This is a genomic window from Pseudoalteromonas sp. 5Ae-yellow (assembly GCF_014077565.1).
GTDB lineage: Bacteria > Pseudomonadota > Gammaproteobacteria > Enterobacterales > Alteromonadaceae > Pseudoalteromonas.
On sequence record NZ_JACGWD010000149.1, the window covers coordinates 1 to 1,358 of the forward strand.

General features: G+C 36.8%; 2 protein-coding genes and 1 pseudogene. All 3 read left to right on the forward strand.

The genetic code is table 11. The features are described 5' to 3' along the window. Window positions 1-95 (forward strand): annotated as a pseudogene (locus tag H4J63_RS19715) (IS5/IS1182 family transposase); the annotation flags it as partial. 396 nt (window positions 96-491) lie between these two features. Further along, complete coding sequence (locus tag H4J63_RS19720; RefSeq protein ID WP_024605574.1) at window positions 492-704, forward strand: calmodulin; 213 nt, start codon at window positions 492-494, stop codon at window positions 702-704. Between the two features lie 170 nt (window positions 705-874). Further along, window positions 875-1,081 (forward strand): hypothetical protein, encoded by a 207-nt coding sequence (locus H4J63_RS19725; protein ID WP_024598214.1) that lies wholly within the window; start codon window positions 875-877, stop codon window positions 1,079-1,081. Window positions 1,082-1,358: the final 277 nt, after the last annotated feature.

The following is a 1,358-nucleotide window of genomic DNA, read 5'->3' on the forward strand; positions in this document are numbered from 1 at the left end:
GGATAGCCACGCGGTATGAAAAGCTTGAACGAAATTATCATTCAATGCTCGCTTTAGCATTTACTATGATGTGGCTACCAATGTGGGCTGATTGATATATGTACTACAAAGATCAACAGCCCCTAATCATAAAGGAATTAATTTTTTAATAGACGTGAATAAATCCTATGTAATTTCCATGTTCATATTCAGTTTATTTTGAGGGCTAACCAAAATGCCCTCTTATTGGCTTTTTAGCAAAAGTGTGTCTTTTTAATTAAACTTAACCAATTGATTTATAGTGCTTTATTGTTTTTAGTTAAATGGCTGTTGCTAAATAGCAACAATAACACCTCCCCAAATTAAGCTTTTCTCGCTTTATATCATTTAACTTATTGTTTTTAAATAATAAATAAAAAGTGGCACCGAAGTTGTAATACCTAGAGTGTATTAAGCAAAACGTGATGAAAGCCAAAGGCCTAATCGCAACAACCCAATGAAGGAATACTATTATGAAAACATTTCAATCAACACTAGTACTAATGGCGCTAGCTTCTTCATCAGCGGCTTTTGCAGCAACAGATTTTGATACGCTAGACGTAGACGGTAATGGCGCAATTAGCCAAGCCGAAGCATCAGTAGATGCTGAGCTTTTAAGCAAATTTGAAGAACTCGATACAAACCAAGATGGTGAGTTATCAGAAGATGAGTTCTCTGAGGCTTAATTTCAGAGCCTTAAGTAGTTAATGCTCTGTGATGTAATCTAAATTCTGAGTTGCCAAAGACAACCTAAATAGGCAAGGGAGCCTATTAAAAAGAATAACAAGGATGTGACTAGAGAGCGCTATAGAGCAAATTTATATCTGGACATCGCATACTATTGAAGGATTATATTATGAAAAAGCTACAATCAACACTTGTACTTATGGCTATTGTATCTTCATCAGTCGTATTTGCAAACACAAACTTTGAAACTCTAGACACAACCGACAACGCCTCAGATAGTCAGGCTGTAGAGTCGGTGCAAGTGAAAGAGCAATTTGATGAGCTGAATGTTCAAAGTAGCGGTGGGCCAACAGAAAATGATTTTTTTGAATATTAATTTACAGACACTTTACTCCTAAAGGATCTTTGAAAAGGACTTCTTACCTCTAATCAGGTCACCCCTAATCAGGCTCAAAGCCTAAGGAGACGATTATGAAAACATTACACAAAACTTTAGGGCGTATTGATCTTTGTGGATTGAAATTTTTTCAATCTAGGGGCGATTAAATCGCGGCGCGAGGTTTGTAACCTAGTGGGCTAAGTAAAAACCGAGCAACAAAGAGTTAATCGTCCCTAGAAAGAACCCAAAGGGCAGCGCATGTTTGGTATTTATG